The sequence below is a fragment of the Nocardioides sp. genome (assembly GCF_047606145.1).
Classification (GTDB): Bacteria; Actinomycetota; Actinomycetes; order Propionibacteriales; family Nocardioidaceae; genus Nocardioides.
On sequence record NZ_JASGET010000062.1, the window covers coordinates 1 to 25,538 of the forward strand.

The 25,538-nt window shown below is 71.3% G+C and carries 27 protein-coding genes and 1 pseudogene; 26 read left to right on the plus strand and 2 right to left on the minus strand.

Going from position 1 to position 25,538, the window contains the following annotated elements; all coding sequences use genetic code 11:
• The 5 genes from QM638_RS07685 to QM638_RS07705 all read left to right on the plus strand — a co-directional run.
• Positions 1 to 1,272, plus strand: a 1,272-nt coding sequence (locus tag QM638_RS07685; RefSeq protein WP_415141368.1) for an ACT domain-containing protein, incomplete at its 5' end; no start/stop codon positions are given.
• A 186-nt stretch (positions 1,273 to 1,458) separates the two neighbouring features.
• A complete protein-coding gene (ffh, locus tag QM638_RS07690) occupies positions 1,459 to 3,039 on the plus strand; it encodes a signal recognition particle protein (RefSeq protein ID WP_415141369.1) in 1,581 nt (526 codons plus the stop codon).
• Positions 3,040 to 3,157: 118 nt separating this feature from the next.
• Positions 3,158 to 3,529: a hypothetical protein gene (locus tag QM638_RS07695; RefSeq protein ID WP_415141370.1), complete on the plus strand. Its 372-nt coding sequence runs from the start codon at positions 3,158 to 3,160 to the stop codon at positions 3,527 to 3,529.
• Positions 3,530 to 3,647: 118 nt separating this feature from the next.
• Positions 3,648 to 5,333 carry an FHA domain-containing protein gene (locus QM638_RS07700; RefSeq protein WP_415141371.1) on the plus strand — a complete coding sequence of 562 codons (1,686 nt, stop codon included), beginning with the start codon at positions 3,648 to 3,650 and terminating at the stop codon, positions 5,331 to 5,333.
• A 52-nt stretch (positions 5,334 to 5,385) separates the two neighbouring features.
• Positions 5,386 to 6,468, plus strand: a complete 1,083-nt coding sequence (locus QM638_RS07705; protein WP_415141372.1) for an amidohydrolase family protein — start codon at positions 5,386 to 5,388, stop codon at positions 6,466 to 6,468.
• 31 nt (positions 6,469 to 6,499) lie between these two features.
• Here the strand turns inward: QM638_RS07705 and QM638_RS07710 are convergent, their stop codons facing one another.
• Positions 6,500 to 7,417 carry a VanW family protein gene (locus tag QM638_RS07710; protein ID WP_415141373.1) on the minus strand — a complete coding sequence of 306 codons (918 nt, stop codon included), beginning with the start codon at positions 7,415 to 7,417 and terminating at the stop codon, positions 6,500 to 6,502.
• Between the two features lie 211 nt (positions 7,418 to 7,628).
• On the opposite strand from QM638_RS07710, the gene rpsP reads away from it, so the two are divergent.
• The 13 genes and pseudogenes from rpsP (at position 7,629) to QM638_RS07775 (ending at position 17,279) form a co-directional block, all read left to right on the plus strand.
• Positions 7,629 to 8,096 carry a 30S ribosomal protein S16 gene (rpsP, locus tag QM638_RS07715; RefSeq protein ID WP_415141374.1) on the plus strand — a complete coding sequence of 156 codons (468 nt, stop codon included), beginning with the start codon at positions 7,629 to 7,631 and terminating at the stop codon, positions 8,094 to 8,096.
• Positions 8,097 to 8,101: 5 nt separating this feature from the next.
• A complete protein-coding gene (locus tag QM638_RS07720; protein WP_415141375.1) occupies positions 8,102 to 8,344 on the plus strand; it encodes an RNA-binding protein in 243 nt (80 codons plus the stop codon).
• Between the two features lie 124 nt (positions 8,345 to 8,468).
• A complete protein-coding gene (gene rimM / locus QM638_RS07725) occupies positions 8,469 to 9,050 on the plus strand; it encodes a ribosome maturation factor RimM (protein ID WP_415141376.1) in 582 nt (193 codons plus the stop codon).
• Positions 9,047 to 9,739 (plus strand): annotated as a pseudogene (trmD, locus tag QM638_RS07730) (tRNA (guanosine(37)-N1)-methyltransferase TrmD); the annotation flags it as partial. The gene rimM and the pseudogene trmD, both read left to right, overlap by 4 nt.
• Positions 9,740 to 9,754: 15 nt before the next feature.
• Positions 9,755 to 10,261 carry a GNAT family N-acetyltransferase gene (locus QM638_RS07735; protein WP_415141407.1) on the plus strand — a complete coding sequence of 169 codons (507 nt, stop codon included), beginning with the start codon at positions 9,755 to 9,757 and terminating at the stop codon, positions 10,259 to 10,261.
• 258 nt (positions 10,262 to 10,519) lie between these two features.
• Complete coding sequence (gene rplS / locus QM638_RS07740; RefSeq protein WP_415141377.1) at positions 10,520 to 10,870, plus strand: 50S ribosomal protein L19; 351 nt, start codon at positions 10,520 to 10,522, stop codon at positions 10,868 to 10,870.
• Between the two features lie 27 nt (positions 10,871 to 10,897).
• Positions 10,898 to 11,746, plus strand: a complete 849-nt coding sequence (gene lepB, locus QM638_RS07745) for a signal peptidase I (protein WP_415141378.1) — start codon at positions 10,898 to 10,900, stop codon at positions 11,744 to 11,746.
• Positions 11,743 to 12,489 carry a ribonuclease HII gene (locus tag QM638_RS07750; protein WP_415141379.1) on the plus strand — a complete coding sequence of 249 codons (747 nt, stop codon included), beginning with the start codon at positions 11,743 to 11,745 and terminating at the stop codon, positions 12,487 to 12,489. The genes lepB and QM638_RS07750 overlap by 4 nt, the downstream gene beginning before the upstream one ends.
• Positions 12,486 to 12,794, plus strand: a complete 309-nt coding sequence (locus tag QM638_RS07755; protein WP_415141380.1) for a DUF2469 domain-containing protein — start codon at positions 12,486 to 12,488, stop codon at positions 12,792 to 12,794. Before QM638_RS07750 ends, QM638_RS07755 begins: the two co-directional genes overlap by 4 nt.
• Before the next feature lie 146 nt (positions 12,795 to 12,940).
• Positions 12,941 to 13,306, plus strand: coding sequence for a YraN family protein (locus QM638_RS07760; protein WP_415141381.1), 366 nt, complete (start codon positions 12,941 to 12,943; stop codon positions 13,304 to 13,306).
• A 1-nt stretch (position 13,307) separates the two neighbouring features.
• Entirely contained in the window at positions 13,308 to 14,921 is a 1,614-nt protein-coding gene (locus QM638_RS07765; RefSeq protein WP_415141382.1) for a YifB family Mg chelatase-like AAA ATPase, read from the plus strand.
• Entirely contained in the window at positions 14,918 to 16,123 is a 1,206-nt protein-coding gene (gene dprA, locus QM638_RS07770) for a DNA-processing protein DprA (RefSeq protein WP_415141383.1), read from the plus strand. The genes QM638_RS07765 and dprA overlap by 4 nt, the downstream gene beginning before the upstream one ends.
• A gap of 208 nt (positions 16,124 to 16,331) precedes the next feature.
• Positions 16,332 to 17,279, plus strand: coding sequence for a tyrosine recombinase XerC (locus QM638_RS07775; protein ID WP_415141384.1), 948 nt, complete (start codon positions 16,332 to 16,334; stop codon positions 17,277 to 17,279).
• A gap of 80 nt (positions 17,280 to 17,359) precedes the next feature.
• On the opposite strand, the gene QM638_RS07780 is transcribed toward QM638_RS07775, so the two are convergent.
• A complete protein-coding gene (locus QM638_RS07780) occupies positions 17,360 to 17,953 on the minus strand; it encodes a murein hydrolase activator EnvC family protein (protein WP_415141385.1) in 594 nt (197 codons plus the stop codon).
• A 475-nt stretch (positions 17,954 to 18,428) separates the two neighbouring features.
• On the opposite strand from QM638_RS07780, the gene rpsB reads away from it, so the two are divergent.
• From rpsB to QM638_RS07820, 8 genes are all read left to right on the plus strand, one after another.
• Entirely contained in the window at positions 18,429 to 19,388 is a 960-nt protein-coding gene (gene rpsB, locus QM638_RS07785) for a 30S ribosomal protein S2 (protein WP_415141386.1), read from the plus strand.
• A 49-nt stretch (positions 19,389 to 19,437) separates the two neighbouring features.
• Positions 19,438 to 20,247, plus strand: a complete 810-nt coding sequence (gene tsf, locus QM638_RS07790) for a translation elongation factor Ts (protein WP_415141387.1) — start codon at positions 19,438 to 19,440, stop codon at positions 20,245 to 20,247.
• A gap of 141 nt (positions 20,248 to 20,388) precedes the next feature.
• Positions 20,389 to 21,102: a UMP kinase gene (pyrH, locus tag QM638_RS07795; protein ID WP_415141388.1), complete on the plus strand. Its 714-nt coding sequence runs from the start codon at positions 20,389 to 20,391 to the stop codon at positions 21,100 to 21,102.
• Between the two features lie 81 nt (positions 21,103 to 21,183).
• Positions 21,184 to 21,738, plus strand: a complete 555-nt coding sequence (gene frr, locus QM638_RS07800) for a ribosome recycling factor (RefSeq protein ID WP_415141408.1) — start codon at positions 21,184 to 21,186, stop codon at positions 21,736 to 21,738.
• Positions 21,739 to 21,772: 34 nt separating this feature from the next.
• Complete coding sequence (locus tag QM638_RS07805; RefSeq protein ID WP_415141389.1) at positions 21,773 to 22,663, plus strand: phosphatidate cytidylyltransferase; 891 nt, start codon at positions 21,773 to 21,775, stop codon at positions 22,661 to 22,663.
• 118 nt (positions 22,664 to 22,781) lie between these two features.
• Positions 22,782 to 23,153: a hypothetical protein gene (locus tag QM638_RS07810; RefSeq protein ID WP_415141390.1), complete on the plus strand. Its 372-nt coding sequence runs from the start codon at positions 22,782 to 22,784 to the stop codon at positions 23,151 to 23,153.
• Positions 23,154 to 23,237: 84 nt separating this feature from the next.
• A complete protein-coding gene (rlmN, locus tag QM638_RS07815) occupies positions 23,238 to 24,380 on the plus strand; it encodes a 23S rRNA (adenine(2503)-C(2))-methyltransferase RlmN (RefSeq protein WP_415141391.1) in 1,143 nt (380 codons plus the stop codon).
• A 55-nt stretch (positions 24,381 to 24,435) separates the two neighbouring features.
• On the plus strand, positions 24,436 to 25,518 hold the full coding sequence (locus QM638_RS07820) for a class I SAM-dependent methyltransferase (protein ID WP_415141392.1): 1,083 nt from the start codon (positions 24,436 to 24,438) through the stop codon (positions 25,516 to 25,518).
• The last annotated feature ends 20 nt before the right edge of the window (positions 25,519 to 25,538 follow it).

Consider the following 25,538-nt stretch of genomic DNA (forward strand, 5'->3'; position numbering starts at 1 on the left):
GTGGTGCTGGCGCCGCCCACGGCCGCCCGGCTGGCCCGCGAGTCCGCGCCGCTGCCCGAGCCCTGGCCCGAGGAGGCCCGACAGCTCTTCGTCCGGCTGCTCGGCGCCGGCCGCGGTCTGCTGTTGATCTGGGAGACGCTGGAGGCGACCGGGGCACTGGCCCGGATCCTGCCCGAGTGGGAGCGGCTGCGGCTGCTGCCGCATGCCTCGATCATCCACCGCTTCACCGTCGACCGGCACGTCATCGAGACCTGCATCGAGGCCTCCGCGTTGCTCGACCGGGTCGCCCGTCCGGACGTGCTGCTGGTCACCGCCCTGCTGCACGACATCGGCAAGGGCGGTCTGGTCGAGCACAGCATCGCCGGCGAGCCGATCGCCCGCGAGATCGCGCTGCGGATCGGGTACGACGAGCGCAGCGCGGAGCTGGTCGCCCACCTGGTCCGCTGGCACCTGCTGCTCGCCGTCACCGCCACCACCCGGGATCCCGGTGACCCGGCGACCATCGCGTTGATGGTCGACTGCGTCCGGGACACCGAGGAGCTCTCCCTGCTCACCGCGCTGACCGAGGCCGACGCCCGGGCCACCAGTCCGAAGGCCTGGTCGACGTGGCGCGCCCAGCTGATCGGCGACCTCTCCCGCCGGGTGGCGGGGGTGATCGATGCCGGGACCGCTCCACCCGAGCTCGCCTATCCGGAGGTCGAGGTCCCGGACGCGGCCCGCGGCGGTGCCGTCGCCTTCTGGGCCGAGCAGACCGACGAGCCCTCCGAGGGCTCCCGGATGTGGGTGCTGGGGCCGGACCGGGTCGGGCTGCTCGCCGACGTCGCGGCGACCTTCGCCATGCAGCGCGTCCCGGTCCGGGCCTGCCGGGCCTGGTCCCAGGGTCGCTATGCGGTCAGCGTGTGGGAGCTTGCCGAGAACCGGGTCGATCCGACCGTGCTGCGGCACCGGTTCGAGGCGATCGAGGCCGGACGCGTGGACGTGGCCGCCCGTCTCGGCGCGACCGGCGCGGGGGAGCCGTCGGTCGTCGTACGTCCCGAGGCGTCGGCGCAGGCCACCGTCCTGGAGGTGCGCACGCTGGACCGGCCAGGGCTGCTCTCCGCGGTCTGCCGGGCGCTGGCCGCGCTCGACATCGTGGTGCGCTCGGCGCACATCTCCACCCTCGGACCGCAGGCGGTCGACGTCTTCTACCTGCAGGAGGCATCCGCCGGTGCGCTCGGCGACACCCGCGCCGCCAGCGCCGCCCACGCGGTGAGGGCCGCGCTGACCGGCTGAGGGCGGGGCGGGGGGAGGTTTCACCGGTTCACCGGTGAAACTGGCACTTCCTGCGTGTTGCAACGCGCAGGAAGTGGCAGTTTCACGCAGTAAGTGGCGCCTGCCAGCGGCGACACCGGCCGATCGGGGGCGCCCGGTTAGGCTAGGAACCCACCCGCATCCGAATCGCGCAAGAGGGACCAGCACTTGTTCGCCACGCTCTCCGACCGTCTCGCCTCGACCTTCAAGAACCTCCGTGGCAAGGGACGGCTCTCCGAGGCCGACATCGACGCCACCGCGCGCGAGATCCGGATCGCGCTGCTGGAGGCGGACGTCGCGCTGCCGGTGGTGCGCGAGTTCGTCGGCCGGGTCAAGGAGCGTGCCCGCGGCGAGGAGGTCAGCGCCGCGCTCAACCCGGCCCAGCAGGTCGTCAAGATCGTCAACGAGGAGCTGATCGCGATCCTCGGCGGGGAGACCCGCCGACTGCGGTACGCCAAGACCGGACCGACGGTCATCATGCTCGCCGGCCTGCAGGGTGCCGGCAAGACCACGCTGGCGGCCAAGCTCGCACTCTGGCTCAAGGGCCAGGGCAAGAGTCCACTGCTGGTGGCCTGCGACCTGCAGCGGCCCAACGCGGTCAACCAGCTCCAGGTCAACGGCGAGCGGGTCGGCGTACCGGTCTTCGCACCGGAGCCCGGCAATGCCCAGGGGATCGAGCACGGTGGTGACCCGGTGGCGGTGGCCCGTGCCTCGCTGGAGGAGGCCAGGCGCACCCTGCACGACGTGGTCATCGTCGACACCGCCGGCCGGCTCGGCGTGGACGCGGAGATGATGCAGCAGGCGATCGACATCCGGGCCGCGATCCAGCCCGACGAGGTTCTCTTCGTCGTCGACGCCATGATCGGCCAGGACGCGGTCACCACCGCGCAGGCGTTCCTCGACGGCGTCGGGTACGACGCGGTGGTGCTGACCAAGCTGGACGGCGACGCCCGGGGTGGCGCCGCGCTCTCCATCGTGCAGATCACCGGCCGGCCGGTCATGTTCGCCTCCAACGGCGAGAAGATGACCGACTTCGACCTCTTCCACCCCGACCGGATGGCCTCCCGGATCCTCGACATGGGTGACGTGCTCACCCTCATCGAGCAGGCCGAGAAGGCGTTCGATGCCGAGGAGGCCGCGAAGACCGCCGAGAAGCTGGGCAGCGGCGAGTTCACCCTCGACGACTTCCTCACCCAGATGCAGCAGCTGCGCAAGCTCGGCTCGATGTCGAAGCTGATGGGGATGCTGCCCGGGATGGGGCAGTTCCGCGAGCAGCTCGCCAACTTCGACGAGCGCGAGATCGACCGGATCCAGGCCATCATCTGCTCGATGACCCCGGCCGAGCGCGCCAATCCCAAGCTGCTCGACGGCTCCCGCCGGCTGCGGATCGCGAAGGGCTCCGGCCGTCAGGTCTCCGACGTCAACCAGCTGGTCGACCGGTTCGGCGAGGCCAAGAAGATGATGACCCAGATGGCCGCCGGCGGTGGCATGCCGGGCATGCCGGGGGCGGGGTTCGGCAAGCGCGCCGGGGCGAAGCAGCAGGCGAAGCAGAAGAAGGGCAAGGGCGCGCGCCGCTCCGGGAACCCGGCGAAGGCAGCGCAGCAGGCCAAGGCGGCGGCCGCCAAGGAGGCCCAGAAGCCGGCGGCCGCGAACCCGTTCGGTACGCCGGCCGGCGCCGACCAGGTCGACTACGAGGCAGCCGCCGCGCAGCTCAACCTGCCCAAGGACTTCTCGAAGTACCTGAAGTAGCCATGCGTCTCGGCATCGGCGGTCACGGCATCGGCGGTCTCGGCATCGGCGGTCTCGGGACTGCGCGGGCGCCGTCGGCGCGAGCGGTCCGGCTCGTCGGCGGGCTCGAGGAGCGCGGGTGAGCCGGCCGGGCACCGTCCTCGTCGTCGACGGCGCCAACGTCGTCGGCTCTCGGCCGGACGGCTGGTGGAAGGATCGCCCCGGCGCCGCCCGTCGGCTGCACGAGCGGCTGTTGGTGGCCGACACCACGTACGACGAGATCGTGCTGGTCCTCGAGGGAGCCGCCAAGGCCGGTGTGCGAGCCGGACGCGATGCGCACGTGCGCACCGTGCACGCCCCGCGCGACGGCGACAGCACCATCGTCGCCGAGGTCCGCGCGGCGGCCGGCCGCGGGAGCCGGGTCACCCTGGTCAGTGCCGACCGGATGCTGCGGGCCAGGTCCGGCGCCGAGCTCGCGATGAGCCCGTCCTGGCTGCTCGACCAGCTGTGAGCGGCCCGGCCGCGGGATCGTGACCGGTCGGCTGGGTCGGCTGGGTCGGCGATGCGTCGAGCGCACCGGTGGTCAGGTCCGTGGTGATATCCGGGCCGGATTGGGTAAGGGTAGGCGCATGCAGAACCTGCGCATCGAGGTCGACGGCCGGGCATTGAGCTTCCCGGATGGCTCCGTGGTCCGGATCGGCCGGTCGATCGACGCCGATGTCGTGCTCTCCGCCCCCTCGGTCTCGCGGGCGCACGCCGAGCTGCGTCCCACCCCGACCGGCTGGGTGCTGGCCGATGCGGGGAGCGCGGGCGGCACCTTCGTGGCCGGCGTACCGGTGCGCCAGCTGGCCCTCGCGGGCACCGTCGACATCCAGTGCGGCCCGCCGGCGCCCGGCTCCACCCTGCGCGTGCAGGTGCTCGCCCAGCCGGTGGCCGCCCCGGCCCCCGCATCGCCGCCATCGCCGGCCCCGGTGCCGATCCAGATGCCGCCCGTCCAGATGCCGCCCGCCCCGACGGCGTCCGCCTCCTGGCCGGCGCCCGACCAGATCCCGCCCGCCGAGTCGGACGCGGAGCGCACCATCGCACCCGGGATGGGAGTCCCGGTGCCGCTCGGCATGATGGCGCCGCCGCCGTCGGGACCCGATCTCCTCCTGGTGGCCGAGGGCCGGGAGCATCGGTTCCGCCATCCCGCCGCCCTCACCATCGGCCGCGCCCGCGAGTGCTCCGTGGTCCTCGAGGACCAGGGGGTCTCCCGACAGCACGCCCGGGTCGTCGCCAAGCCCGGTGGCTGGGTGTTCGAGAACCTCTCTCCGGCCGGCTCCTACCTCGACGGTCGGCCGATCACCCGGATCGACTTCGACGAGACCACCGACCTCCGGCTCGGCCATCCGGTCGCCGGTGAGCGGCTCTCGCTGGTGCCGATCCACAGCGCCGCCGAGGAGGTGGCCCGGTTCGCCCGCAGGCGGCGGCGCAGGCGGCTCACGATCATCGGCATCGCCGCGGCCCTCGTGCTGGCGCTCGGCGGCAGTCTGGCCGCCGTACTCGTCCTCACCCGATCCGGTGAGGACTCGATGGACCGGCTCACCGCCGGCGAGCTCAACGCCGCCCAGGCGGCGACGGTGCTGATCACCGCCTACGAGGACACCGACCAGGGCAAGGTCGCCTGGACCGGCTCCGGATCGATCATCCGCAAGGACGGCCTGATCCTCACCAACGCCCATGTCGCCGCACCCAGCGCCGACGGACTCAGCGAGCTGTACGGCTCGACGGAGAACCTGCCGGACCCGGAGTTCGTCTACGTCAACATCACCGACCCCGACAACGGCTACGCCACCGACTACACCGAGCCGGACTACCTGGCCAAGGTGGTGGCCGCCGACGGCCACGTGGACGCCGCGGTGATCAAGATCTATGCCGACGGGGAGGGCAACGACATCGACGCCCTCGATCTGCCGACGATGAAGCTCGGCGACTCCGACGCGATGCACACCGGTGACGACGTCACCATCCTGGGCTTCCCGGGGATCGCCACCGACCTCGACGTCACCGAGGTGAAGGCACCCGAGGTCAGCGTCACCCGAGGCGTGATCTCGACCTTCCTGGACCGTGAGCCGATCGGCAAGCGCTCCGAGATCGACACCGACGCCCGGATCGCGCCGGGCAACTCCGGCGGTGCCGCGATCGACAACGACGGACGGCTGATCGGCATCCCGTCCTCGACTCGTCAGGAGGAGGACGAGCCGATCGTGAGTGGCCGGATCCGGCCACTGGCCTGGGTCACCGACCTGATCGACCAGGCCGAGCAGCAGGACTGAGCTCCCACAGATCGGCGATGTGGGGTCGAGCCGGGCCGGTAACCTCGCGCTCATGCCCGCGCTGCGCTTTGCTGGACCGGTCCTGCCCGACGGGGAGAGCCGCACCCTGTACGTCGTCGACGGGCGGATCACCCACGAGCCGGTCGCGGGCGCGGAGACGGCGGCCTCCGGCTGGATCGTGCCCGGCCTGGTCGATGCGCACTGTCATGTCGGGCTCGGCGAGTCCGGCGCCGTCGACGACTCCGAGACCGAGGCCCAGGCGATCGCGGACCGGGACGCCGGCGCGCTGCTGCTGCGCGACTGCGGTAGCCCGGCCGACACCCGATGGGTGCAGCAGCGCGAGGACCTGCCGCGGTTGATCCGCGCCGGTCGGCACATCGCCCGCACCCGGCGCTATCTACGCAACTACGCCGACGAGGTCGAGCCGGCCGACCTGGTCGCGGCGGTTGCCGTCCAAGCCGAGCGCGGCGACGGTTGGGTCAAGCTGGTCGGCGACTGGATCGACCGGGACGCCGGCGACCTCGCGCCGAGCTTCCCCGCCGATGCCTTCGCGGCCGCGATCGCCACCGCGCACGACCACGGTGCCCGGGTGACCGCGCACTGCTTCGGCCACGACGTGCTCACCGGTCTGATCGCGGCCGGCATCGACTGCATCGAGCATGGCACCGGCCTCGACCTCGGTCAGATCGAGGCGATGGCGACGGCCGGCACCGCGCTGGTGCCGACGGTGCTGCAGATCGGGATCTTCCCCGACCTGGCCGCTCAGGCCGCGCCGAAGTTCCCGGCGTACGCCGCCACCATGGAGGATCTCCACGCCCGCCGGCGCGAGACGCTCATGTCCGCCCACGAGGCCGGGATCCCACTCTTCGCCGGCTCCGACGGCGGCGGCAACCAGCGGCACGGCATCCTGCCCGAGGAGATCATCGCGCTGCACCGGCTCGGGCTGCCGGCCGAGGTGGCGCTGGGCGCCGGCAGTTGGCGGGCGCGGGAGTGGCTGGGTCACCACGCCGGCCTGGCCGAGGGCGATCCGGCCGACTTCGTGGTCTACGACGCCGACCCGCTGGCGGACCTGTCGGTGCTCGCCCGGCCGGCGGCCGTCGTCCTCCGCGGGCGGGTGGTCGGCTCGCGCTGCTGAGCCGCGCCCGTGGCCTCGCGGCGCGGAGGGGTCACAGGTCGCGGATGCGGTCCTCGTCCGGCAGGTACTTCACCAGCGCACAGTTGCGCTTGACGCACTCGGTGACCACCCGGTCGCCGGTGCGCTTGTCGATGCTGGTGCGCCAGATCTCGTTGCGCCGATAGACCTCGCCGCTCGGCGTACGAACGAACTCCTCACCACGGGCCTCGACCCGGTACGAGAGCGGGATCGGCCGGTCGGCCCGCAGCTCTCCCTTGAGGTGCCGCTCGCCGACGCGCACGCCGAGCTGGAAGGTCACCTCGGTGTCGTTGCGCACCACCAGGTCGACGTAGTTGTAGACGATCGAGCAGCCCACGCCCCAGGGCAGCACCCGCTTGCTGTCCGGGAACGGGTCGAAGCTGTGCTCGGAGCGCTCGATCACGGTCATGGGGGAGTGCAGGAACATCCAGTGCAGCAGGTTCGCCAGCTGACAGATGCCGCCGCCGACGCCGCTGCGCGCCTCGCCGTTGGAGAGCCGCATCCCCTCGATGTATCCCTTGCGCCGGGTGCAGTTGCCCACCACCTTGTTGAAGCTGAACGTCTCGCCCGGGCCGATCAGCAGGCCGTCCACCCGCGGTGCCGCCAGCCGCAGGTTGACCACCTTGTTGCGCTGCAGCTCCATCTCGGCGCCGTCCAGCTCGCGCATCAGCAGCGAGGCATGCTTCATCACCCGTACGTCGAGCGGCCGATCGGCACGCGTGGCCGCCCAGCGCGCATCCGAGAGCCACCACTGCACCCGGCGCCGGGCGCGATGGGCGCGCACCGCGACCGGGTAGAGCGCCGGATGGCGCTGGGAGAGCCGCGGCCGGGCGGGTGGTGTCACCGGCAGCATGGGCGAGACGGGCGGCCGCGGGGTGTCGAGGTCGGGTCGGCCGAGTTCGCGCGGGGAGGCGAGGCTCACAGCAGTCATACCGGTACAGACTTCGGCCACCGCCGGTTGGTTGCGGCGGATGCGGATTTCGCCGTCGTCGCCGGACTCTGGCAGACTTCTGCGCTGAGTCCTGTGCGTCCGGACCCTCTCAACCGGGCGACGCAGTGCCCATCGAGACGACCGCTCGGGTGTCCCCACACCGTGCGTGGCCGCCTCACCCACATTCGATTCCGAAGGAATACCACCAACTGTGGCTGTCAAGATCCGCTTGAAGCGCCTGGGCAAGATCCGGGTGCCGCAATACCGCATCGTCGTCGTCGACTCCCGCAAGAAGCGCGACGGCAAGGTGATCGAGGAGATCGGGAAGTACCACCCCAAGGAGGACCCCTCCTACATCTCCGTCGTCTCTGAGCGTGCCCAGTACTGGCTCGGTGTCGGTGCTCAGCCGAGCGACGCCGTCGAGACCATCCTCAAGGTGACCGGTGACTGGCAGAAGTTCAAGGGCCTGCCGGGTGCCGAGGGCCGGCTGAAGACCGCCGCGCCCAAGCCGGACAAGCTCGACCTGTTCAACAAGGCTCTTGCCGAGGCGCACAGCACCGGAGGTGCCGAGGCCGTCACGGCGAAGTCGCCGAAGAAGGCCGAGGAGTCGCCGGCCGCCGAGGCCACCGAGCCCGTCGCGGCCACCGAGCCCGCCGGGTCTGCCGAGTCCGAGGCCTGAGCAGCATGCTCGCCGAGGCGCTCGAACACCTCGTCCGCGGGGTCGTCGATCACCCGGACGACGTGAGCGTGCGCGACAAGCAGTTGCGACGCGGTTCGGTGCTCGAGGTCCGGGTGCATCCCGACGACCTCGGCAAGGTGATCGGCCGCGGCGGTCGTACCGCCACCGCGTTCCGCACCGTGGTCAACGCGCTCGCCGACGGCAACGGCGCCCGGATCGACTTCGTCGACGTCGACCGGGAGCGCTGAGCCGGCACCGACGAGTGCTCGCAGGCGGGCGTCACCTCCGGGTGGCGCCCGCTTCGTCGTCCCCGCGCCGCCCGGCCCACCGGGCGGGAGCGATACCTCCGCCTCGATACAGGAGAATGAGCCTATGGAGCCCAGGGAGCCCAGGGAGTCCGCGGAGACGATCGAGGTCATGGTCGGCCGGATCGGCAAGCCGCACGGAGTGCGTGGACTGGTCACCATCGATGTCCGCACCGACGAGCCCGAGCGCCGGTTCGCCCCCGGGACGGTGCTGCGCGCGCGGCCCGCGCGGGGGTCGGCGTACGACGGTGTCGCCCAGGGTGAGCTCACCGTGCGCAGCGCCCGGTGGCACCAGCGGCTGCTCCTGGCCGGCTTCGAGGAGATCCGGGACCGCGGTGCCGCCGAGGGTGCCCGCGGGACGCTGCTCTTCGTCGACGTGCCCACCGACGAGACCCCGGCGGATCCCGACGAGTTCTACGACCATCAGCTGGTCGGGCTGGCGGCCTACGACCGGGACGAGACCCCGCTCGGCACCGTCACCGAGGTCGTCCACGGCGGAGCCCAGGACCTGCTCTCCATCCGTACGCCGGACGGCCGGGACGCCCTCGTCCCCTTCGTGACCCAGCTCGTGCCGGTCGTCGACCTCGCCGCCGCCCGGGTCGTGATCGCCGACCGCCCCGGGCTGATCGCGCCACTGGAGGAGGCGTGAGGCTCGACTATCTGACCCTCTTCCCGGACTATCTGGCTCCGCTCACCCTCAGCCTGCCGGGCCGGGCGGTCGCCTCCGGCCTGCTCGACCTGCACATCCACGACCTGCGCGACTGGACCCACGACCGCCATCGCACCGTCGACGACACCCCGTACGGCGGCGGCGCCGGGATGGTGCTCAAGCCGGAGCCGTTCGGCGAGGCGTTCGACGAGCTCGGGCTGGTCCCGGACGGCCCGGCCCGCGCCGGCACCACTGTGGTGGTGACCACGCCGTCGGGGGAGCCGTTCGATCAGGCGCTCGCCGCGGAGCTGGCCACCCGCGAGCGGCTGGTCTTCCTCATCGGCCGCTACGAGGGCATCGACCAGCGGGTCATCGACCACGCCCGCGACCTGGCCGAGGTGCGTGAGATCAGCCTGGGCGACTACGTCCTCAACGGGGGAGAGGCAGCCGCCCTGGCGATCACCGAGGCGGTCGTCCGGCTGCTGCCGGGCTTCATGGGCAACGCGGACTCGCTCGCCGAGGAGTCCCACTCCGAGACCGGGCTGCTGGAGTATCCGGTCTACACCAAGCCGGCCTCCTGGCGCGGTCTCGAGGTGCCGCCGGTGCTGCGGACCGGCGACCACGCCAGGATCGCCGCCTGGCGGCACGATCAGGCCCTGCGACGTACGGCGGAGCGACGGCCCGACCTGCTGCATCCCAGCGCGGTGGCCGGTGAGTGGGAGATCACGCCGGCCACTCGCGCCGACGCCGGTGAGATCCTCACCCTGCAGCGAGCCTGCTGGGTCCAGGAGGCGATCGCCAACGACGACCTGCGGATCCCGACGCTGCACGAGACGCTCGCCGACGTCCAGGCCGGACTGGGCGAGTGGGACACCTATGTCGTACGCCAGGCCGGCCGACTGATCGGGTCCGTCCGCGGCCGGACGGTGTCCCCCGACGGCGGTGTCGACGGCGGCGTCGACGCCGCCGACGCCGAGTGGGAGATCGGCCGCCTGATGGTCGCCCCCGACCTGCAGGGCGGCGGCCTGGGGCGAGCCCTGCTCGAGCACATCCAGGCCGTCGCGCCGGCCGGGGTCCGCCGGATGTGGCTGTTCACCGGTGCGGCCAGCGAGCGCAACCACCGTCTCTACGCCCGAGCCGGGTTCCGGCTGCGCCGCGATCGGCCCGGGCCCGGCCCGACGGCGGTGGTCTTCGCCAAGACGGTCCGCTGAGCCGGGCGCGGCGAAGACGGCGAATCGGGCGGTGCTGGGCGGGCAGGGCGAACGATTTCGGTGCGACGACACCGCTGTGGCAGACTTCTGCCTTGGTCCACTCGGCCGAAGGATCGCCCCGAAGCACGCACCCGGGGGATCTGCGTCGGGCTCCTGCCACGGGGGGAACCGCACGCCGCCGGCCAGCGCGTGGACCCGAGATCTGAACACCGACACTCTGAGTACCGCGGCTGACCTGTGGCAGCTGCGAGGAGAGACATGAGCAACGTCATCGCCGATCTCGGCGACGCCATCAAGCGCGACGACCTCCCGGACTTCCGCGCCGGTGACACCGTCAAGGTGCACGTCAAGGTCGTCGAGGGCAACCGGTCCCGCATCCAGGTCTTCCAGGGCGTCGTGATCCGCCTCCAGGGCGCCGGCGTCTCCCGCTCCTTCACCGTCCGCAAGGTCTCCTTCGGGGTCGGCGTGGAGCGCACCTTCCCGCTGCACTCCCCGATCTTCGAGTCGCTCGAGGTCGTCACCCGGGGTGACGTGCGCCGGGCCAAGCTCTACTACCTGCGCAACCTGCGAGGCAAGAAGGCGAAGATCAAGGAGCGCCGCGAGGCCTGAGCCCCAGCGGTTCTCTAGAATCTGCGCGTGACCTCAACCGACCGCGATCCCGCCGTCGAAGCCGAGCCTCCCGAGGACGGTGACGATCCGGCGGGGTCGCGGTCGTCGTCTGAGCCGGCAGCGAGCGAGAACAGGCGCAAGCCGCGACTCTCGCTGCTGCAGGAGACGGTCATCCTGGTCGTCCTGGCGGTGGTCGCCGCGGTGATCGTGAAGTCGTTCTTCGTCCAGGCCTTCTACATCCCCTCGGAGTCGATGGAGCCGGGTCTGCAGGGCGGGAGCGCGGTCAAGACCGACGATCGGGTGATCGTGGAGAAGCCGTCGTACTGGTTCGGCGGGCCCTCGCGCGGTGACATCGTGGTCTTCTCCGACTCCAAGGGATGGCTCGACGCCAGCGAGGAGACCACCGCCTCCAACCCGCTCACCAAGGCGATGGCCGCCATCGGGCTCTACCCTCAGGGCGGACATCTGGTGAAGCGGGTGATCGGAGTGGCGGGCGACACCATCAGCTGCTGCGACATCCGCGGCCGGATCCGGGTCAACGGGGTGGCGCTGAACGAGCAGGACTACGCCAGGCCGGCCAGCTACGCCTGCGGGGAGGCCTCCGAGCCGGGCACCTGCTACGGGCCGATGCCCGGCACCAAGCACTGGAGCGTGGGGCCGGTGCCGGAGGGTGACATGTTCGTGATGGGCGACAACCGGGCCAACTCCTCGGACAGCTCGGCCCACCTGTGCACCAGCGCGGAGACCGATTGCGCCAAGTCGCCGTACGTGCCGGTGGACGACGTCGTCGGCAAGGTGGTGGCGCTGGCCTGGCCGCTGGATCGCGCCACGATCATCCACCGGCCCTCGACCTTCGCGGATGTGCCCGACCGATGAGAGCGGGCACCCCCACCCTGCGGGTCGAGCGGGCGATCCTTCGTGGCGGCGTCACCCGGCTGGCCGCCTGTGACGAGGTGGGTCGCGGCGCGCTGTGCGGCCCGGTGAGCATCGGCGTCGTGGTCGTCGACGCCGAGACCCGTACGGCGCCGGCGGGGGTGCGGGACAGCAAGCTGCTCACCCCGGCGGCTCGGATGCGGCTGGCGCCGAAGATCCGGCGGTGGGCCCGGGCCAGCGGTGTGGGGCACGCCAGCTCCGCCGAGATCGACCGGATCGGCCTGATGGCGGCGATGCGGCTGGCCGGCCAGCGGGCGCTCGCCCAGCTCGACGCCGCCCCGGACGCGCTGCTGCTGGACGGCAACCACGACTACCTCTCGCCGGCCCAGCAGCTCTTCGAGGACCCGGCCGACCTCCTCGGCGCGACGGCCCCGGTCGCCGTACCGGTCCCGCCGGTGACCACGATGATCAAGGCCGACCTGCGGTGCGCGGCCGTCGCCGCGGCCAGCATCCTGGCCAAGACCGAACGGGACGCGCTGATGGTCGGCCTGCATGGCGACTACCCCGACTACGGCTGGGAGGAGAACAAGGGCTACGCCTCGCCCGGCCACCTGGCCGCGCTGGCCGAGCTCGGCCCCAGCCCGCACCACCGGCTCACCTGGAAGCTGCCCGTACGACGCCCGGGCCCATCGGCCGCCGGGGCGCGCGGTCGGTCGAACACCGCGGCACTAGAGTCTGGAGCATGAGCGCGGAGGATCTCGAGAAGTACGAGACCGAGATGGAGCTGACCCTCTACCGCGAGTACCGCGACGTGGTCGGCATCTTCAAGTACGTCGTCGAGACCGACCGACGCTTCTATCTGTGCAACCAGGTGGACGTGAAAGCGCGTACCGAGAGCGGTGACGTCTTCTTCGAGGTCTCGATGAACGACTGCTGGGTCTGGGACATGTACCGACCGGCGCGGTTCGCCAAGGCGGTGAAGGTGCTGACCTTCAAGGACGTCAACGTCGAGACCCTCACTCCCGCCGACCTCGACCCGCCCAAGGACTGACGCCGGCCGGGATCCCGTCCCCGTTTCCTCCCCAACGCAGCTTCGAGCAGCGGTTGTCCCCAGCGCGCTCGTGACGTGTGGCGAGGGTCGGCGTCGATGGCGATGCTGACCCTCGTGAACCGAGCGTAGGCACGAGGGGACGGCTGATGAGCACCACCGCACAGGCCAGGCAGGCGTTGGGGAGGTACGGCGAGCAGGTCGCCGAGCGGCATCTGGTGGCCGCCGGCATGATCCTGCTGGACCGGAACTGGCGCGCCGCCGAGGGCGAGCTCGATCTGGTCCTGCGCGACGGGGACGTCCTGGTGATCTGCGAGGTCAAGACCCGCAGCGGTGCCGACTTCGGCACCCCGCACGAGGCGATCGACGAGGCGAAGCTCGGCCGGCTCCGCCGGCTGGGGGAGCAGTGGATGCAGGCCCACCGGGTCGCCGCGCCGGAGCTGCGCATCGACCTGGTCGCGATCATCCATCCCGATCGGGGTGCCGCACGCGTCGACCACGTGCGGGGGCTGTGAGGTGTTCGCCAGCACGCACACCGTCGCGCTCAACGGCGCCGTCGGTCATCTCGTCGACGTCCAGGCCGACGTCTCGCCCGGGATGCCGGGCCTGACCCTGGTGGGACGGGCCGACCTCGCCCTCACCGAGGGCCGCGACCGGGTCCGGATGGCGGTGGTCAACAGCGGTCTGGAGTGGCCCAGCACCAGAAGGACGACCGTCCTGCTCTCCCCGGCCGACCTGCCGAAGTCCGGCACCCACTACGACCTGGCCATGGCCGTCGCGATCCTGGCGGCCGCCGGCACGCTCGACACCGCGGCGCTCGACGCCTGCGCGCTCATCGGCGAGGTCTCCCTCGACGGCGGACTGCGGCCGGTGACCGGGGTGCTGCCGATGGTGCTCGCCGCCCGCCAGCGCGACCTCCGCAGGGTGATCGTGCCCGAGCCACAGGCCCGGGAGGCGGCGATGGTCCCCGGGATGGAGGTGCTCGGTCTGCGCTCGCTCGCCCAGGTGGTCGCCGAGCTGCGCGGCGAGGAGGTCCCACCGGCTCCGCCGGTGCCGGCCGGCGCCAGCGGACAGATCCTCGGCTGGCGTGGCGAGGACCGGCTCGAGGAGGTCGATCTCGCCGATCTGGTCGGCATGAGAGAGGTGAGGTTCGCGATCGAGGTCGCCGCGGCCGGCGGCCACCACATCCTGCTGCGGGGGCCCAAGGGGTGCGGCAAGACCTCCATCGCCGAGCGGGTCGCGACGATCCTCCCGGACCTCGAGCCCGACGTCGCGGTCGAGCTGATGGCGGTGCAGTCGCTGGCCGGCGTACTCGATCCGGTGCGGGGGCTGCTGCGCCGCCCGCCGTTCACCGCGCCGCACCACGACGCGTCCAAGGCGAGTCTGGTCGGCGGAGGCCATCCGCGCGTACGGCCCGGCCAGATCTCGCTCGCCCATGGCGGGGTGCTCTTCCTCGACGAGTTCCCGATGTTCCGCGCCGACGTCATCGAGGCCCTGCGCGAGCCGCTGGAGAGCGGCGACATCACCATCGCGCGCGCCGAGGAGATGGTCACGATGCCGGCGCACAGCCTGGTCGTGCTGGCCGCCAACCCGTGTCCGTGCGGCAACCACTCCGCCGACGTCAACGGCGAGCCCTGCACCTGCCGGGAGGTGGAGCGCCGGGAGTACGGCAAGAAGATCACCGGCCCGATCGCGGACCGGATCGACATCACCCGGCACGTGCGTCCGCTGCAGCCGCACGAGTACGACCCCGGTGAGGTCCCGGAGAGCAGCGCGGCGGTGCGCGAGCGGGTCGTCGCCGCGCGAGAGCGGCAGGCCGAGCGGTACGCCGATTGCGGCTGGCGACTCAACGGACAGGCCACCAGCACGGCGCTGCGCGAGCGATGGCCGCTGGTCGCGGCCGGGCAGGCCGAGCTCGACCAGCTGGTCTTCGCCGGGAAGCTCAGCCGGCGCGGAGCGGTGCGTGTCCACCGGCTCGCCTGGACGGTGGCGGACCTGGCCGGGGTCGCGGTGCCGGGGGTTCGCGAGGTCCACACCGCACTGCGGCTGCGCTCGGGTGATCCACTGCTGGCCGACGACTATCACCGCCGACGTCGGCCGGTGCCGAGCCGGCACGGTGAGCCTTCATGAGCCCGGTCGCCCTTGACGCCCTCGACGCCGCCGACGCCGAGCGCGACCGGCTGGCCAGGGTCGCACTCGGGTCGCTCTTCGAGCCCGGCGACCCGCGGCTGGACAGTCTGCTGGCGGGCATGTCGGCGGTCGAGCTGTACGGCGAGCTGCAACGCGCCGAGCCTTGCTCGGCCGGGTCCTCGCCGGCCGGGTCCCCGCGGGCCGGCGGCGTCCGGGGCGACGTCGCTGCGCGGCTTGGCGAGGTCCGCCCCGACCGGATCCTGGAGGACGCCGATCGGCAGGGGATCAGGTTCGTGGTCCCGAGTGATCCGGAGTGGCCGACCCAGGTCGACGACCTCGCCGGCCTCGAGCCGGTGCAGGAGCGTGGCGGGGTGCCGCTCGGGCTGTGGGTGCGGGGCCCGCTCAGACTCGACCGGCTCGCACGGTCGGTGGCCTCGGTGGGCTCCCGCTCGGCGACCACCTACGGCCTGGAGTGCGCCGGGCAGATCGCGGCCGGGGTCGCGGCGGAGGGGTTCGTCGTCGTCTCGGGCGGCGCCATCGGCATCGACGCGGCCAGTCATCGCGGCGCGCTGGCCGGACGCGGAGCCACCGTGGCGGTGCTCGCCTGCGGACTCGACCGGCTCTACCCCGCGCAGAACACCCGGCTGCTGCTGAGCGTTCTCGACCAGGGCGCCCTGGTCTCCGAGCTCGCGCCCGGGCTGCCGGTGACGCGGATGCGGTTCCTGGGTCGCAACCGGTTGATCGCCGCGTTGACCCGTGGCACCGTCCTGGTGCAGGCGGCGCCGCGCAGCGGCGCGCTCAACACCGCGAACTGGGCGCACCGACTCAATCGGTTGCTGATGTGCGTGCCGGGCCCGATCTCGGAGATCACCTCGCTCGGCGTGCTCGAGCAGGTCAGGCAGGGCAGGGGCGTCATCGTGACCAGGGGCGCGGAGGTGCTCGAACTGATCGCGCGGCCGGGGGAGCACCTGGTCACCGAGCGTCGTGGACCGGCCAAGCCGCGCGACCGGCTCAGCGCCCGGCACCGTCAGGTGCTCGACGCCGTCCCGGTGGGCCGGGCGGCGAGCCCGGCGTCGATCGCCAGGGTTGCCGGCGTCGCGATCCAGGACGTCGCCACGGCGTTGCTCTACCTCGAGCGGCATCATCTGGTGGAGCGCACCGCGGAGGGTTGGCGCCTGACCCCGGGCACCGAGCTGTCCTGAGGCGGAGCTGTCTCGGCACGGCCTCACTGGCGCTCGCTCCCGACCGGATGCGCTGCCCTGGGACACTCGGCTCGCTACTCGACCAACAGGCCGGGTCGTTGGTCGAGTGGCCGTCGCGAGGGACGAGCGACGGCTACTCGAGACCATCCCACCGACGGCGCTCGCAACTCGACCGGCCGTACCGCGCCGCTGGAGGTAGCCTGGGGCTGTGACCAGTGTGGCTGGTGAGACGACAGAGACCGAGTTGGGCGAGTCTTTCGCCCGGGTGCTCGGCGAGTACGAGCGGCATCTCCGGGCCGAGCGCGACCTCAGCGACCACACCGTTCGCGCCTATCTGGGCGATCTGGCCGGACTGTTGGAGCATGCCACCCGGATGGGGGTCACCGAACCCGCCGAGCTGGACCTGCGGACCCTGCGAAGCTGGTTGGCCAGGCTGCAGAGCACCGGCCGGGCGCGTACCACCATGGCGCGGCGGGCGACGGCTGCCCGGGTCTTCACCGGCTGGCTCGCCAGGACCGGGCGTTCCGCGGTCGACGCGGGCGCGAGTCTCGGCACCCCGAAGGCGCATCGCACGCTGCCCCCGGTGCTGCGGGCAGACGAGGCCGAGGAACTGATCAGGGCGGCCACCGAGCTGGCCGCGGACGGCAGCGCGATCGGACTTCGCGATGTGGCGATGCTCGAACTGCTCTATGCGACCGGGGTCCGGGTCGGTGAGCTGGTCGGGCTCGATGTCGACGACCTGGACGCCGATCGGCGGGTGATGCGGGTGTTGGGGAAGGGTCGCAAGGAGCGCAGCGCACCGTACGGCGCCCCGGCCGCCCACGCCCTCGACGCCTGGCTGGTGCGGGGCCGACCCACCATCGCCGTGCCCGGCTCCGGACCCGCCCTCTTCCTCGGCGCTCGGGGAGCCAGGGTCGATCAGCGGGCAGTGCGTCGCATGGTCCACCGCCGGATCGCCGATGTGCCGGGAGCACCCGACATCGGGCCACACGGTCTGCGGCACACCGCCGCCACCCACCTGCTGGAGGGCGGCGCCGACCTGCGCTCGGTGCAGGAGTTGCTCGGGCACGCCTCGATGGCGACCACCCAGCTCTACACCCACGTCAGCACGGATCGGCTGCGCCGGGCCTATCAGCAGGCGCACCCGCGCGCCTGAACCCGACCCGTCCGCGCCCGTCCGCGCCCGTCCGAGCCCGGGCGTCGGTGGTCCCCTGCGTCCGGGCCGTTCGGGCACGACTAGCCCGACCACAGCGGCAACAGGCGCACCGGCTGGGGACCGCCGACCAGCTGCAGTGGATCGAGATAGACGTCGTCGCTGTTGCGGATCCAGCCCCAATGCAGGCAGGCGCGAGGGAAGCAGTGCGATCCGATCACCGCGAGGCGTCCGATCACCGCACCCGCCGCGACCCGGTCGCCGACCTGCACGCTGGCGACGACCGGCTCGTAGGTGGTCCTGGTGGCGCCGTGGTCGACCACCAGCACCCCGCGCCCGGCGAGTGGTCCCGCATAGCTGATCCGGCCGGCGAGCGCGGCATGCACCAGTGCACCCGGACTGCCGAGCAGGTCGACCCCGCGGTGCCCGGACCCCCACGGAGCATCCGGAGGATCGAAGCCGCGCACCACCGTGGGCTGCGGGCGCAGCGGCCACTGACCGGTCGGCACGCCGTCGGTCGCGACCGATCGCGAACCCTCGCCGAGGCCCACGCCGGTCGAGGGCGAGGCGTCCGCGGCCAGCGGGCGCGCCGCGATCACGACCAACGCGAGGACGACGAGATGGGCCCCGACGAGGGCACGGAACCGGTCGGAGGAGCGAGATGGTGGACGGGCCATGGCTGCACCCTGCTCGGCCGGTCGCGCTCGGTCCACCGGGTCGCCCGGGGCTGTGGAGAACCCGTACCCGAACCGGCGGTGGGGACGAGATCGGGATGCACCGCGACCAGCGGCGCTCGGGCCACCGGCCCGTCGGAGAGCCGGATCGCGATCATCCGAGGCCGGCCGCGGGGAGAGCGGGTGCGAAGATTCGCCCGGCCGCGGCGAGCCGACGTAGACTCGTCGCGGCAGCCCCAGGTGGGCTGACTTCGCACGTCCGCAGACCACGACACCCTCCCTTGGTGGGTGAGCGCCCGTGGGCGACGGTCCTCGGTCCCGGGGTGATCCGGGTCGGACCGCGTGTGGACGTCAGGGCCCGCCGGCACCCGCCGGCGAGCAGGAAACTGAAAAACCGAACCGGACCTGTGCGCCGGCTCGCCCTCGATCGGCAAGGGCGGGCAGCGACGGCGCGCCGATCCACCAAGGAGAGACCATCATGGCAGTCGTGACCATGCGCCAGCTCCTCGAGAGCGGCGTCCACTTCGGACACCAGACCCGTCGCTGGAACCCGAAGATGAAGCGCTTCATCATGACCGAGCGCAACGGCATCTACATCATCGACCTGCAGCAGTCGCTGGCCTACATCGACCGCAGCTACGCCTTCATCAAGGAGACCGTGGCCAAGGGCGGGACGATCATGTTCGTCGGCACCAAGAAGCAGGCCCAGGAGGCCATCGCCGAGCAGGCGACGCGCGTCGGAATGCCGTACGTCAACCAGCGCTGGCTGGGCGGCATGCTCACCAACTTCTCCACCGTGCACCAGCGGATCAACCGCCTCAAGGAGCTCGACGAGATCGACTTCGACGACGTGGCCGGCTCCGGTCGCACCAAGAAGGAGCTCCTGGGCATGAAGCGGGAGCGCGACAAGCTGGAGAAGACCCTCGGTGGCATCCGCGAGATGGGCCGCACCCCGAACGCCGTCTGGATCGTCGACACCAAGAAGGAGCATCTCGCCGTCGAAGAGGCGCGCAAGCTCCGCATCCCGGTGATCGGCATCCTGGACACCAACTGCGACCCCGACGAGGTCGACTTCCCGATCCCCGGCAACGACGACGCCATCCGCGCCGTCGGGCTGCTCACCCGGGTCGTTGCCGACGCCGTGGCCGAGGGCCTGATCGCCCGCTCCGGCGCGAAGACCGAGGGCGCGACCGCCGGCACCGCCGAGGAGCCGCTGGCCGAGTGGGAGCGTGAGTTGCTCGAGCAGCCTGCCGAGACGCCCGCCGCGGACGCTCCGGCCGCCGAGACCCCGGCCGAGACCCCGGCCGAGACCCCGGCGGAGACCGCCGCCGAGGCTCCCGCCGGCGAGCCGATCGCCGAGGACACCGTCGTCGCCGAGACCACCGATGGCGAGGGCACCGTCGAGCAGGCGCCGGCCGCGGAGTCCGCCGAGGCCTGAGCCTCGTCCGTCGTACCCCATCCCTAGAGAAGTCAGAGGAACACCACAGATGGCTTTCACCGCTGCTGATGTGAAGAAGCTGCGCGAGCTCACCGGCGCCGGCATGATGGACTGCAAGAAGGCGCTCGACGAGACCGACGGCGACTTCGACAAGGCCGTCGACGTGCTGCGCACCAAGGGCGCGGCCAAGGCGGCTGCGCGCGGTGCCGAGCGCGAGACCTCGGCCGGCCTGGTCGCCAACGCCGGTGGCGCGCTGGTCGAGCTCAAGTCCGAGACCGACTTCGTGGCCAAGGGCGAGCAGTTCATCGCCGCCGCCCAGCAGATCGTCGCGGCCGCGGACGAGGCCAAGGCGGGCGACGTCGAGACGCTCAAGGGCGTCTCGCTCGGCGAGCAGACCGTGGGAGAGCTCGTCCAGCAGCTCGCCATCACCATCGGCGAGAAGATCGAGCTCGGCAACGTGGCCTACTTCGACGGTCCGGTCGCGGTCTACCTGCACAAGCGTGCCGCCGACCTGCCGCCGGCCATCGGCGTGCTGGTCTCCTACGAGGGCAACGAGGGTGGAGCGCTCGGGGTGGCCAAGCAGATCGCCGCGATGCGCCCGACGTACCTCACCCGCGAGGAGGTGCCCGCCGACATCGTCGCCCACGAGCGCGAGATCGGGGAGGCCACCGCCCGCGAGGAGGGCAAGCCCGAGCACATCATCGGCAAGATCGCCGAGGGCCGCCTGGGCGGCTTCTACAAGGAGGTCGTCCTCCTCGACCAGCCGTCGGTGACCGAGAACAAGAAGTCGGTCCAGCAGGTGCTGAACGAGGCCGGCACGACCGTGAAGCGATTCGTCCGCTTCGAGGTCGGCGCCTGAGGCACCCGCCACCCGCACCGAGCGCCTCAGGCCCATGAGGAGCACCACGACGTACGAGGAGGAGGCCGGTTCGATGACACCGATCGTGTTCATCGGACCGGCCTCCTCGCATTTCACCCCGGCTTGCGGAAAGGACCCCGAGTGACCGCATACAAGCGAGTACTGCTCAAGCTCTCCGGCGAGGTGTTCGGGGGTGGCCAGATCGGACTCGACCTCGACGTGATCAACGCCATCGCCGTCGAGATCGCCGAGGTCGCCAAGGCCGGCGCCCAGGTCGCGATCGTGGTCGGTGGCGGCAACTTCTTCCGCGGCGCCGAGCTGCAGCACCGCGGCATGGAGCGCGCCCGCGCCGACTACATGGGCATGCTCGGCACGGTGATGAACTGTCTGGCGTTGCAGGACCTGCTGGAGAAGCAGGGGGTGGAGACCCGCGTGCAGACCGCCATCACGATGGGGCAGGTGGCCGAGCCGTACATCCCCCGCCGCGCCATCCGGCACCTGGAGAAGGGCCGGATCGTGATCTTCGGCGCCGGCGCCGGCATGCCGTTCTTCTCCACCGACACCGTCGCCGCACAGCGTGCCCTGGAGGCGCGCTGCCAGGTGCTGCTGATGGGCAAGCAGGGCGTGGACGGGGTGTACGACGACGATCCGCACGCCAACCCGAACGCGGTGATGTACGACCGGCTCACCTACGAGGACTTCCTGGCGCGCGACCTGCGAGTCGCCGACGCCAGCGCCATCGCGATGGCCCGGGACAACAACCTCGATCTGGTCTTCTTCAACCTTTCCACCCCCGGCAACATCGCCCGGGCCGTGCAGGGTGAGAAGATCGGAACCACCGTCACCGCCGGCTGACGCCTGTCCGGCCCGGCGTCGGTGACGACTCGCAGCCTGTGACGCCCCGATAACCAGCCCGATGCTAGGAGTGCTCTGGTGATCAACGACATCCTCAACGAAGCCGACGCCAAGATGGACAAGTCGGTCGAGGCCGCCCGCGAGGAGTTCGCGACGATCCGGGCCGGTCGCGCCCACCCGAGCATGTTCAACAAGATCATGGTCGACTACTACGGCTCGCCGACCCCGATCCAGCAGCTGGCCTCCTTCACCTCGCCCGAGCCGCGGATCATCCTGGTGGCGCCGTTCGACATCGGCGCGATCGGCAACGTGGAGAAGGCGATCCGCGACTCCGATCTCGGCGTGAACCCCGCCAACGACGGCAAGATCCTGCGCTGTGTCTTCCCCGAGCTCACCGAGGAGCGCCGCAAGGAGTTCATCAAGCTCGCCCGCACCAAGGCGGAGGAGGGCCGGGTCGCGGTCCGCAACCTGCGCCGTACCGCCAAGCAGGGCCTGGAGAGGCTGGAGAAGGACGGCGAGGTCGGCAAGGACGACGTCACCGGCGGTGAGAAGCGGCTGGACTCGATCACCAAGAGGCACACCGACGCCATCGACGAGATGCTGAAGAACAAGGAAGGCGAGCTGCTCGAGGTCTGAGGACTCCGCGCGACCTTCCACATGACGAATAACGATGACGAATAACGCCACCCTGCCCGCCGGCGGCAGCGGCAAGCCGGCCAAGGACTACGGCCGCGCCGGCCGCAACGTGCCGGTCTCGATCGCCTCGGCGGTGGTGCTGCTCGCCGTCGTGGCGGCCAGTCTCGCCTTCGTGAAGACGGCCTTCATGGTCGTGGTCGCGGTGGCGGTGGTGGTGGGGGTCTGGGAGCTGCGCCGCGGCATGCTCGCCAAGCAGATCGACCTGCCCGAGCAGCCGCTGATGATCGGCGGCGTGGTGATGGTGGTCGTCGCCTACTTCTGGGGCGCCGACGCGCTGGTCACCGCCACCGCGGTCACCGGACTGGCGGTGATGCTGTGGGTGCTGCACCGTGGCGTCGAGGGCTACCTGTCCACGGCGAGTGCGACGGTGTTCGTGGTCTTCTACCTCCCGTTCCTCGGCTCGTTCGTCGCCCTGCTGCTGAGCGAGGGCGGCGGCCCGGGCGCGGGCGGCTTCGGCGACGACGGGGTGAAGGCGATCATCTCCTGGGTGCTGGTCACCATCGCCTCCGACATCGGTGGCTTCGTGGCCGGTGTCCGGTTCGGCAGGCATCCGATGGCACCGGTGATCTCGCCGAAGAAGTCCTGGGAGGGCTTCGCCGGCTCGGCGGTCTTCACCATCGTGGTCGGCGTCGTGGTGGTGACCCAGCTGCTGGACGGCGGGTGGTACGTCGGCATCGCGCTCGGTGTGGTCACGGTGGTGATGGCGGTGCTCGGTGACCTGTGCGAGTCGGTGATCAAGCGGGATCTCGGGGTCAAGGACATGAGCCAGGTCATCCCGGGCCACGGTGGCCTGATGGATCGCCTCGACTCACTGCTCGCCACCGTCGCCCCGGTCTGGCTGCTGCTGCACTACGCGGTCTTCTGACCCTCTGCGGGATCTCCCCGGCGGCGGCACCGTCGATGGCCTGCTGGTAGCCCGGCGTCTCGGCGTGTTGCGTCCGCAACTGCTGGGACTTGGTCCGCCGGGCGGCTACCGTGGCCTGATGAGCGACGACGGCCTCGCCACCCCCGGACCTGGACTGCACAGCGGTCCCGGTCGGGGGCGCGGATGGTGGGACTGGTGGCACCACTCCCACCCGACCTTCGCCGCGCTGACCGGGTTCTACGTCGGACTGGTCTTCATCATCCTCGCGCCGAGCACCTTCGCCGCGATCCTGACCGCGGTCGTCGACGACGACCGGGTCGGCAAGCTCTATCCGCTGGTGCTGCTCACCCTGCTGCTGCCGCTGGCACTGCTGGTCCCACGCAAGACCCGACGCTTCGCCGAGTTCGTCTGGCTCGGCATCGTCTCCACCGCCATCGTGGTCGGCGGTGTCGCGGCGCTGGTGCTCTGGATCCTGATCGACCACACCTGACGGGACCCGACGGGACCCGACGGGACCAGCCCGGGTGGGTCGGGTGGCGCGCGGGTTCGCCGGTCGGCGTACGCCGATGGGAGAATGAGCCCGATGCCGGAGCCCACCCACCTTCCCCTGGTCCTCACCCCGCCGCGCGGCCGCGCCAAGCCGCCGCGGCACCTGGCCGACCTCACCCTGGCCGAGCGCCTCGAGGAGGCCACCCGGCTCGGACTCCCGGGCTTCCGGGCCAGGCAGCTCTCGGTGCACTACTTCGACCGCCTGGTCGACGACCCGGAGCAGATGACCGATCTTCCCCTCGCCCAGCGCGCGGAGCTGGTGACCGGCTTCCTGCCCGAGCTGATGACCCCGCTGCGCACGCTCGAGGCCGATCGGGGCACCACCCGCAAGACGCTGTGGAGGCTGTTCGACGGGGCGCTGGTCGAGTCGGTGCTGATGCGCTATCCCGACCGCGCCACCATGTGTGTCTCCAGCCAGGCCGGCTGCGGGATGGCCTGCCCGTTCTGCGCCACCGGCCAGGGTGGTCTGCAGCGCAACATGTCGACCGCCGAGATCGTCGAGCAGGTCGTCGCCGGCGCCCGGGCGCTTGCCCGCGGTGAGGTCCCGGGAGGGCCCGGCCGGGTCTCGAACGTCGTCTTCATGGGCATGGGGGAGCCACTGGCCAACTACCACGCCGTGGTCGGCGCCGTACGACGTCTCACCTCTCCGGCGCCCGACGGCCTCGGCATGTCGGCGCGTGGCGTCACCGTCTCCACCGTCGGCCTGGTGCCCCGGATCCGGCAGCTCGCCGCCGAAGGGCTGCCGGTCACCCTGGCGCTCTCCCTGCACGCGCCCGACGACGAGCTGCGCAACGAGCTGGTGCCGATCAACACCCGGTACTCGGTGGCCGAGACCGTGGAGGCCGCCTGGGACTACGCCCGTACGACGAAGCGGCGGGTCTCCATCGAATACGCGATGATGCGCGGCATCAACGACCAGGCGCACCGGGCCGACCTGCTCGCCGACGTCCTCGGCTCGGTCGGCGATCCGGCGCCGTGGGGCTGGGTGCACGTCAACCTCATCCCGCTGAACGAGGTCAGAGGATCAAAGTTCACGCGGTCCAGCGACGAGGACATGGACACCTTCCAAAGGCGCCTTCTCGAGCGTGGAATCAGCACCACGATGCGCGACACGCGTGGCTCTGACATCGATGCCGCGTGTGGACAGCTGGCGGCGACCGAGGGCTGACAGCAGCGGTTCCGCGATCCTCGAATGAGACTGGATCCACCTCCACCCGAATCCATTGATCGTTGTCGCTCACCGCGTGCCCGGAATCAACCGCACTGCTTCCGCGACGGAATCCACGACGAATTCCACGACCAGGGCTCTGCTCGTCATACCAGTCGCGTGCCTCACGGAGGTCGTCATGGGCCGCGGGGAACCAGCGGAGCTGGGTGTTCGCGACTCACGAGTCGAGCAGGTCGCGGACCTCGTCTTCGGACAGAAGCTCGACCTCGCCTTGCCGGTAGGCAGTGATCCGACCACGAGTGGACCCGACGCATCGGGCCGGCGACTCGCCTGCGGCGACCACTATGCTGCTGCGATGGCGGTGGGCGACTCTTCGACCTCGGTGGCTTCGGTGGACGGTGGCGACGCGAGTCGGCCGTGGGCCGAGCTCGCCTCCGGCTACGAGCAGGCGCGTGCCCGCGAGGACTCGCTGGATCGGCTCGTCGAGTGGCCCGCGCAGCGCGCACTCCTCGGCGATGTCACCGGACTGTCCCTGCTCGACGCCGGATGCGGCAGCGGAGCCAAGATCGCCGAGCTGGTTCACAGCGGGGCGAGCGCCTCGGTCGGTGTCGACGTCAGCGACAACTTCATCGCTGCGACACCGCCAGGCCTGGAGCTCCTGCAAGGCGACCTCTCCAACCTCGCCGCGGTGCCTGGACTTGCTGGGCGACGGTTCGACCGCATCCTCTTCCTGCAGTCGTTCGGGTATGCCAAGGATCCGGTTCACGCCTTGCAGACTGCGCGCGCGATGCTGGCGGACGACGGTTTCATCGTGCTGACCAGGACCCAACCGATCCGATACGCCATCGAGCGCGCGGAGGAGAACGGGACCTCGCTCGGCGAAGAGTACTTCTCCACCGACTCGTTCACGTACCGCCATCGTGGCTGGGACGACAAGGTCGCTCTGACGAAACGCCCCTACACGGTCTCGGATCTGCTCAACGTCTTCAGTGCCGCCGGTATGTGGATCGAGACTGCGGTCGAGCCGCAGATGTCCGACGACGTTGGTCGACGTCACCCGCACAAGCAGGCTGTGATGAACAAGTACCTCGGCATCTTGATGTTCAAGCTGCGGCCGCTGCCCGGTCAGCGCCGGTAGGGGCACGCCGCGTGCGCCCC